This is a genomic window from Actinocrinis sp., from assembly GCF_035650855.1.
Taxonomy (GTDB): domain Bacteria; phylum Actinomycetota; class Actinomycetes; order Streptomycetales; family Catenulisporaceae; genus Actinocrinis.
The window spans coordinates 1-8,361 of the sequence record NZ_DASRGV010000013.1 but is presented as its reverse complement, the minus strand read 5'-3'; the positions used below and the strand labels follow the sequence as shown (position 1 = coordinate 8,361).

8 protein-coding genes are annotated in these 8,361 nt (G+C 72.8%); all 8 read right to left on the bottom strand.

Features of this window, described 5'->3' with window-relative positions:
* Nucleotides 1-609: 609 nt before the first annotated feature.
* A complete protein-coding gene (locus VFB40_RS01065; protein WP_324847338.1) occupies nt 610-1,158 on the bottom strand; it encodes a phage tail protein in 549 nt (182 codons plus the stop codon).
* Entirely contained in the window at nt 1,158-3,146 is a 1,989-nt protein-coding gene (locus VFB40_RS01060) for a putative baseplate assembly protein (protein WP_324847337.1), read from the bottom strand. Before VFB40_RS01060 ends, VFB40_RS01065 begins: the two co-directional genes overlap by 1 nt.
* Nucleotides 3,146-3,556 carry a gp25 family contractile injection system sheath assembly initiator gene (locus VFB40_RS01055; RefSeq protein ID WP_324847336.1) on the bottom strand — a complete coding sequence of 137 codons (411 nt, stop codon included), beginning with the start codon at nt 3,554-3,556 and terminating at the stop codon, nt 3,146-3,148. Before VFB40_RS01055 ends, VFB40_RS01060 begins: the two co-directional genes overlap by 1 nt.
* A 70-nt stretch (nt 3,557-3,626) precedes the next feature.
* Nucleotides 3,627-5,498: a phage baseplate assembly protein V gene (locus VFB40_RS01050; protein WP_324847335.1), complete on the bottom strand. Its 1,872-nt coding sequence runs from the start codon at nt 5,496-5,498 to the stop codon at nt 3,627-3,629.
* A complete protein-coding gene (locus tag VFB40_RS01045) occupies nt 5,495-6,178 on the bottom strand; it encodes a hypothetical protein (RefSeq protein WP_324847334.1) in 684 nt (227 codons plus the stop codon). Before VFB40_RS01045 ends, VFB40_RS01050 begins: the two co-directional genes overlap by 4 nt.
* Nucleotides 6,175-6,732 carry a phage tail protein gene (locus tag VFB40_RS01040; protein ID WP_324847333.1) on the bottom strand — a complete coding sequence of 186 codons (558 nt, stop codon included), beginning with the start codon at nt 6,730-6,732 and terminating at the stop codon, nt 6,175-6,177. The genes VFB40_RS01045 and VFB40_RS01040 overlap by 4 nt, the downstream gene beginning before the upstream one ends.
* A 35-nt stretch (nt 6,733-6,767) precedes the next feature.
* Nucleotides 6,768-7,268: a phage tail protein gene (locus tag VFB40_RS01035; protein ID WP_324847332.1), complete on the bottom strand. Its 501-nt coding sequence runs from the start codon at nt 7,266-7,268 to the stop codon at nt 6,768-6,770.
* Between the two features lie 15 nt (nt 7,269-7,283).
* Nucleotides 7,284-8,361: eCIS core domain-containing protein (locus VFB40_RS01030; protein WP_324847331.1), on the bottom strand; the 1,078-nt coding region annotated here is incomplete at its 5' end.

Genomic DNA, 8,361 nt, shown 5'->3' with positions numbered 1-8,361 from the left:
CGTTGGCTGAGTTGGCCTGGCTGCCAGGTGGTGGTGGCGGAGGCGGGGGTGTTGCGCTGGCGGAATTGGTCAGGCGTCCGGGTGGCGGAGGTGGGGGTGTCGCGGTGCCGGGATTGGCCCGGCGTCCAGGCGGAGGAGGCGGCGGCGGTGGGGGCGTGGCAGTGGCCGGATCGGCTCGGCGCCGAGGCGGTGGTGGCGGTGGAGGTGGCGGCGGAACTGGCCCGCTCCCCGGCGGGCGCGCGCCCGGACGCGCGGACGCCGGACCGGGCGGCCGGCTGGTCCCGCCCGGCCCGCCGCTGCCCCTGCTGCCCCCGCCTCCGCTCGCCCCGTCGGCGGGCACGTGCGGCCGCGGCCCCGCGATGAAATTGTTCGTACCCTGGATCACCCGCTGGAACAGGCTTTCCCGCCCGGGCGCGGCAGTCCCGTCGTCACTCGCGCGCGACATGCCGTCGTCGGAACCCTGAGCGGCAGGCGCAGCACCCGACGCCGACGCCCTAGCCGCACCCGAAGCAGTGCGCTGCTTCTCCCCGGTCCACTCCAGGAAACTGCCGCAGGACCCGCAGAACGTGTCCTCGTCGCCGTTGCGGAATCCGCACTTGCGGCACACGATCATCGTCGCACCACCATCTCCACTTCGTGCGCTACATGCGCGGGTTTCGCCGCGGCGATCAGGTCGCCGAGCGCTTCGGCGTCGCCGAGGTCCCCCGGCTCGGCCAGGATGCGCACCGTCATGCGCGCGTGCGCTGCGCCGGGCAGCGCGCCGCCCGGTACCGGGGACCACGACGTGCCGCCGGAATCCAGCACCTCGACCCGCACTCCGGCGGCCAGTTCGAGCAGGCCGCGCACGCCCTCGGCGGTGCCGCGCAGCCGGTACAGCGCGACCGACCGCGCCACGGCCTCGCGCCGCCGGCGCAGCGGCCAGTTCTCGTCGAAGACCCCGCTCAAGCCGAACCATCCGGACAGCCACAGCAGGAAGTCCTCCGGCGCCAGATCCGGATCGATGTACGCGCCGAGGCAGTCCAGCGTCGAGATGACCGGAGCCAGCACCTCGTCGAGGGCCGCCGTCCACCGCATGGTGAACGGATCCTCCTGGTAGATCGCCGGCATGAGGCTGCCCAGCGGATACGGCGTGCCCAGTCCCTCCACGGCCGCGCGCATCAGTGCGCCTCCACCCTCACCTGGTGCTCGAAAGAGAACACGAGCGAGTTGGGTTCCAGCTCGATTCGGTCGGCCCGCCCGCCGCGCTCCCCGGTCACCGGATCGGCGCTGAACAGCAGCACGTCCTCGACCAGCTCGACTCCCGGCACCCGGGCCAGCAGCCCGTGGATCTCGCCGGAGCGCACCGCCCGTCCGAACGGCCAGCCCGAGCCTTCGGCGCCGCCGCCGGGCAGCGGGCTCAGGAACTGGTACAGCGCGCCGAGCGCCTGCCGTTCCACGCGCTCAAGGCTCACCCGGGGCCGCGCCACCAGCCGCGCCACGACCGTGACGCCGCGATAGAGCGGCGGCTCCACGGACACCCGGGTGCCGATGACTCTGACCTCGTCGAGTCGCGCCGCCAGCCGCTCGAGGGTCCGCGGCGCGGGCACCAGGGCGCCGAAGCCGATCCGGCCGCTCCCGTCCGCGGCGGCCGCCGGCACAACCAGGACCCTGACACCGTGCGCCGCCTCCGGCGTGTCCCCGGCCGCGACACAGCGCACCCGCGCGATATCGGGTGCGGCCTCCCGCGCCAACGCCTCGTAGTCCTCCGCCGTCACCGCGCGGCTGCGTGTGCGCAGCAGCAGCGGACCACGCCTCTTCGCCTCCTCCAGCGTTTCCCCGTCCACCCCGCCCTGTGCCGCGTGGCGGTTCTCCACCGCGGCGACGAACGGGACGGAAGTCTTGAGGGACTGCAGGGCGCCGGCACCGACGTTGCCCGCGGCGCCGCCACCGGTCGCGTAGCGCCGGATCCGCACCTGAGCGCCGCGCTGCGGGACCGCTCCGTACTGGCGTATGCCGCCGTCGGGTTCCCGAACCGCGGGCCCGAAGAGCACCAGCCGTGCGACGGCGTCGAGCACGAAGTGCCGATCCTCGGGGCCACTCGCGGCGAAGTCCTCCACCGCGCTCCATTCCTGCCAGCCCGTCTCGGAGGAGGTTTCCACCACAGGGGTCTCGTAGCCGGCCAGGATCGGGCCCCGACGCACCGGAAACTGCTCGCCCGGGACGCCCTCCGCCTCGCCCAGCGGTTCGTGCTCGACCAGTTCGGCATGGATCGCCTCGGTCGTGCCGCCGACGGTGCAGGCGGTCAGGCCCTCGATCACCGGCGAGGCCGTGTACGGCGGCTGGCCTTCGAGCGGCTCGACGATCCGGGCCCTGATCCACCCGGCCCGGTCGCCGCCGACCACACTCGCTTCGTGCGACGCGGGCACGTGCAGGACCAGCGCGCCCGGCCGGTTCAGGCCGCCGGTCTCGTCCGTGCCCGTCTCGCACGCGGCCCAGCCCTCGGCCGTCCACGCCTCCCACCGCAGCGGCGGGTGCTCGGGGTTGACTCCGACGCCCTCGACCCGGGCACGGAAATCGAGGCGTACCGCGCAGCCGGGCACCGGCTCGGTCAACCCGATCAGGAGCGCGTCGCCGAGTGCCGGGGAAGGGTGGAACGCCGCGAATCCCCGCCCGAGCGCCAGTTGTCGGCTGCGGTCCGCGGTAGGCGGTCCGTCCGCTGAGTCGGTCGCGTCCTGTTCGTCGTCCTGGGCCGCAGTCCGCACCCGGCGCAGCGAGCACGGGGCGATGACAAGGTCCTGAAGCGTGGAGAAGACGACCGATTCCACGCTCGCGGTGCGCGGCGTTCCGACTTGGGTGCCCGCGCTCACCGTGAGTGCGGCGGTCGCCGGGCTGGAGAGCCAGAAACTAACCGGTGCCCGGGCCGGCGTGGGCGGCAGCATGCGCAGCCCGATCAGGTCAAGGAACGTCGTGTAGAGCCGATCCGGTACCCGGTTGAGCCGGTAAAGCAGCTGGTCGGTCATGTAGGCGAACGTCTCGATCAGCGTGACGCCGGGGTCCGAGACGTTGTGGTCGGTCCATTCCGGGCAGCGGCGCATGACCATGCGCTTGGCCTCGTCCACCAGGTCCTGGAAGCCGCGGTCGTCGAGATCGGGGGCGGGCAGCGGCATCAGTCGTCCTCCTCGTCGTCGCGCTCCGGGATCGTGTAGAACGGGAACACGAGGTTGCGCGGGCTGTTGACCGCCACCTCGCGGTATTGGATGTCGATGTAGAGCAGGCCTCGTACACCCTCGTCCGGATATACGTGCACGTCGGTGATCTCTGCGCGCGGTTCCCACAGGTCCAGCGCGGTCCTGACGGCCCGTCCGATCGCCGCGGCGGTCTGCGCGTTCGCCTCGGCGAAGACGTAGTCGCGCAGCGTGCAGCCCCACAGCGGTCGCATCGGCCGCTCGCCCGGATACGTCGAGAGGATCAGGCGCATCGCCTGCTCGATCTTGCGGTGCCCGTCGGCCAGCGCGATGCCTCCGGCCGGGCCGGTGCCCGGCGGGAAGGCCCAGCCCGCCCCGGTGAAGTCGCCCACCGCCCCCTCCTCGATCTTCCGGCCCGGTGGCCCGGAGCCCCGTGCGAATCAGCGTACTTAGTCGGTTCGGTCAGTTCAGTGAGATCGACGCGCCTTTGACGGATACGTCACCGGAGCTCTCGACCGTCAGCGAGCCCGCGGATTTGACGGTCAGCGACTGGCCGCCGTCGATGTTGAGCGTGCCGCCGGCCCCCGCCTGGATGTTCACCGTGCCGCCCTGGCCGCACTGCACAGTCAGCCGTCCCGGCGCGCCGTCCGGCAGGCAGGAGAGCACCACCGAGCCGTCCACCGCGTCGATCGTCAGGCCGAGCCTGCCCGCGGGCGTGCCGAGGACGATCTGCGAACGCGTCGGCTTCCCGCCGCCCTCGCCGGGCGGCATCTCGTCCAGGAACGCCAGCAGGTTCCCGGAGGCCGAGACGAAGCCGCGCCGCACGACGCTGGCCGCCGCGCCGGTGGCCTGCACCGCCGGGCCGCCGAGGGAGTAGCCGGTGCGCGCGTTCAGGATCCCGCCGAGCACGTACGGCCGGCGCGGATCGCCGTACTCGAATCCGACCAGCACCTCGTCGCCGACCTCGGGCAGGAACAGCGCGCCGCTGCGCGGACCGGCGCCGAACTGCACCACGGGCGCCCAATCCGACTCGTAGTCGGGCGACAGCCACGGCAGCGTGACCTTCACCCGGCCCGACGTGCCGTTGATGTTCGTGACCACGGCGCATACCAGCCCTGTGACCCTGGCCGTCCCGGGACTCGCGGAGCCCGCCGCGGTGAGGGCGAGCAGTGAGCGGTCGTCGCGACCGCCTGCCGTGAAGCGCGTGTGGTAACCGCCCTCGGCGTAGTCGAAGACGTGCCGCGCCTTAGTGACCAGCCAGCGGTTCGGGAATTGCGCGGGCAGCGACTCGACGCGCACGGCGTGCCCGGCTTGGATGCGTGCGCTGCCCGCCGCGTCGCCCTCCGCCTCGGCGAATGTGCCGCCGACGCGTTCCGCAAGACCCCGCGCCGCCTGCGATGCGGCCGGGTCGATCGCCGCGCCCACGCCGACCGGGCGGTCGTGCACGACGAACGCCGACTCACTCGGCGCGGGCCCGTAGTCGCGCTGGCCCGGCTTCGGCGGCGCCGGGGACGCGGCTGGCGTGGGCCCGCCTGGCGCGCGGAACAGGCCCGCGAGCTGCGCCGGCCCCTGCTGCCCGGCCGCAGCGCCGGAAGCCACCCGGGCACGGGAGGCGACCACCTTGGCTCGCGCCGGGTCCCACACCCGCACCTCCACCTCGCCGGCGAGGTTGCCGGCGGTGAGCCGCGGCGTGAAGCTGCGCAGGTTCTTGCGCAGCGTCAGGGTGAGCGGCACGCCGCGCGCCGCCTCGATCGAGGACGCCCTGCGGAAGGCGAACAGCCCGTCGTCGACCCCGAACTCGTAGCCGATCTCGGCCGCGCGCTGGCGTAGGAACTCCCAGTCCGTCTGGTTGTACTGGGTCAGGTGGGCGTGCACCACGCCGGTCGGCTCGATCTCACCGAGGTCGAGCCCCGCGTCGCGGGCGATCCGGGTCGCGATGTCGGCGTCCGACATGTCGAGGAACGCGCGGGTGCGCCGCACGCGCTGGAGCCGGTGGCAGCGGTCGTAGCCGCGCACGACGGTGTGGCCGGTCTGCTCCTCGTAGACCCCTTCGATCGCCGTGACCTCGCCGACGATCAGCCTCGTGTCATCCGCGCCGCCCGGCGGCCCGCCGTTGATCCGCACTGCCGCGCCGATGCGCAGGCCGGCCTCGTGCAGCGCGGCTCCGGTGGTGTCCTGGAAGGTCAGCTCGAACATGCCGGGAAGGTGCAGCGAGGTCTCCACCACGGCGCGCACGAGGCGCCGCTGGGCCGCGGGCGGCAGCACCCGGCCGGCTCCCGGCCCGACCGACACCACGGCCAGCACCGCGCTCGGCGGGCGTTCGTCCACGTTCACGGCCGTTCCCCCCGCGCGGGCGCCAGCTCGTCCGGGTTGGGCAGGTAGAGCGTCCGGCCCGGCCGCACCCGCAGCGGGTCGTCGATGTTGTTCACCCGGGCGATGTCCCGCCACGCGCTGGGACGCCCGTAGGCGGCCGTGGCCAGCGACGGCAGGCGGTCGCTGCTGTCGAGCACCCGCGCCCTGCGGTCGGGCAACCCGCCGGAGGTCGGGTTCGGTCCGGGCTTGGCCGGGATGTACTGATGAAGCGTCATGCTCACCAGTGCGCGTATCGGGGTGCCGGTCGCGCCGGCGAACTTGAGGTAGGTGACGACCACCGTCTCCATGTGCACGAAGTAGTGCAGGCCCGAGCCCCAGACCAGCTCGAGGCCGACCGGCACGGTCTCGGCCGAGCCGCCGACCTCGCGCGGGGTCTTGATGATCGCCTCGCTCCAGGACAGCAGCTGCTCGCACTCCCGCCTGGTCCTGGCGCCGAACAGCGGGACCGCCTCGATCCGGATCGTCCTGATGCCCAGGCGGCGCACCACCTCCTCGACGGCGAGATTCGACCCGCTCTGCCCGTTGAGCTCCTTCATCACCAGCGTGTGGCTGATGGTGATCCGCTCCGGGTTGTAGGTGAACTCGATCGTCTTCTCGCTCTTCGGCTCGATCTGCCGCAGCAGCGCCTTCTGCGCGGTCATGACACCGGGCCCGTCAGGAAGCCCTGGTGCTCGATGACCAGGGTCTCGATCGCTACCTCGTTCGTGCGCGCGTTGAGCGTCGGCCCCGCCCAGGAGACCGGGTACGCGCCGTGCAGCGTCCAGACGGCCACCGGGGCCGCCGGCAGCTTGTAGACGTCGTGCAGGCTGATCGTGACGGTCGTGCCCGGATACTGCTTCGCCTCGCCGTCCCACAGCTCCCAGCGGCGCGCGACGGACCGCAACCAGGTGCGCACCCGCTCCGACGAGGCCTCCTCCATGCCGCGGCGCAGCGTCACCGGGGGATAGGAGATGCCGTTCGGCACGATGTATTCGTGGTCGTACTCGCCGCCGGAGCGGATCTTGTCGAAGCGGAAGTCGACGCGCAGCCCCTCGCAGGAGGTCCACTGCCCGAGCGTGCCGAGTTCCCCGACGGAGACGGTGAAGAGCATGGACAGCCCGAAGTGCGGCAGCCCGGCGGAGCCCGCCGCCAGGCCGCGCCCGGCCGAGACGGCGCCCGAGGCCGCCGTGCCGGGCAGGGCCATGGAGTAGCTCACTGGGATCGGTTCCTTTCGTGCGGCGGGAGGTGCGGTCAGAGGGGGGAGGCCATGGAGATCTCGTCGCCGAGGAAGCCGTTGTGCGCGAGCCGGAGGGTCTCCACCGCCGGCCGGCCGGCCGAGGCGTCGAAGGTCTCGATGGACCAGCCGATCGGGAAGAACTCGGCCAGCCGCCACTGCACCAGCGGCGTGCCCAGGAAGTCGACGAGCTGGATGGTCCCGCTCTGCGGCCGCGGATTCTTCGAGGTGCGCGAAAGCCACAGCTGCACCACCCGGGACTCGGCGCAGGCCGCGCGGCTGAGCGTGATCGGCTCGTAGGAGGTGGTGCCAGGGAAGTGCCAGCCGCTGTTGCCCTGGTCGCCGGCGCGCAGCTCGCACAGCTGCCAGCTCACCGACAGGCCGGTCACGCGCGACCAGTCGCCGAAGTGGTAGAGCGCGTTGTCTATCAGGACGCTGTAGCGGTGTGACATGGCGACCGGATCGAGCAGGTTGTTGGCCTGCCGCTGGACGCCGCCGGCCTCCGCGAGTATGTCCATGCCCTGAGTACCGTCCTATCCGAAGTTCCCGAGAGCGCCCGAGCGCTCGCGGTCGACCAGCAACTCGCGTCGCAGCCTGCTGTGAAAGCGGCGGTACAGGTCGTCGGCGAGTTCGTCGACGGCCGCCGTGTCGTCCAGGTCGAGCGGACGCTGCCGGGCGAGGCGCGCGAGTTGGCCGGCAAGCACCACCGACTCACCGTCTCCGGCCTGGCCCGTGGCGCCGGGAAGGGCGGTGAGATCGCGACCCGCTGGATCGGGCTGCGCGGCAATGATCGGCGGGTGAGTCCGCGTGGCCTCGACGTGAGGCGCTGCTGGCGGCACAAGTCCGTACGCCGGATCCGGCGGATTGCGCGGGAGAGGCAGGTCCGTGAGCGGTGTGGCTGATGCGGTCGGCGCGCCGAGAACCGCAGGCGGAAGAACGGCCGAGGGCGGGCTCGGCGCGCGCACTGCGCGTTGCGGCGCCGTGGGTCCGGCCTGTGGCATGTGCCCGGCGAATTCCGGGTGCGATACCGGGTGCATTGCCGGGTGCAGTGTCTGACCGAGCGTCCATTGCTCGGTGGCGACGGCCGCGGCTTCCAGTGCGCGGCCGGCCGCCGACGATTCGTCAGGCAATCCGGCGCCGAGCAGGCGGTGCTGCGCCGCGTGGGTGAGTTCGTGGGCGAGCAGCGCGCGGGTTCGCGGCTGGTCGAGCGAACCCTCGGACTGCGGGATGAACACCTGGCCGCCGTCGGTGAAGGCGCGAGCGCCGAGCGAGTGCGCTCGCTCGGCGGCCTCAGCGTCGCGGCGAATCGGCACGTTCGACACGTCCACGCCGTGCAGCCGCCGCAGCGTTTCGGCGAGTTCGGGCGGCGCGAACTGAATCGGCGCGGTGGCCGGGCCCGGCGGCGCGGCCTGTCCTACCCAGCCGTCTCCGGTTTCGCTCGGCTGGGCCGGGCGCGCCGCATCCGTCCTCGGCGCACCCTTTGTCTCCGGCTCGCGCGGCGTTGGCGGCGGCAGGCGGTGCACCAGTTCGCCGGTGACGGTGAGCGCAGGGCCGTGGTGGTGTGGCTGGAGGGTTGGCTGCGTCGCGTTGAGCGCGGGTGCACGCACGGCC

What these genes read in the sequence shown, in the direction of transcription:
- VFB40_RS01045 (WP_324847334.1), bottom strand. Translation starts at nt 6,178, where the DNA reads ATGACCGCGCAGAAGGCGCTGCTGCGGCAGATCGAGCCGAAGAGCGAG.
- VFB40_RS01065 (WP_324847338.1), bottom strand. Translation starts at nt 1,158, where the DNA reads ATGCGCGCGGCCGTGGAGGGACTGGGCACGCCGTATCCGCTGGGCAGC.
- VFB40_RS01060 (WP_324847337.1), bottom strand. Translation starts at nt 3,146, where the DNA reads ATGCCGCTGCCCGCCCCCGATCTCGACGACCGCGGCTTCCAGGACCTG.
- VFB40_RS01035 (WP_324847332.1), bottom strand. Translation starts at nt 7,268, where the DNA reads ATGGACATACTCGCGGAGGCCGGCGGCGTCCAGCGGCAGGCCAACAAC.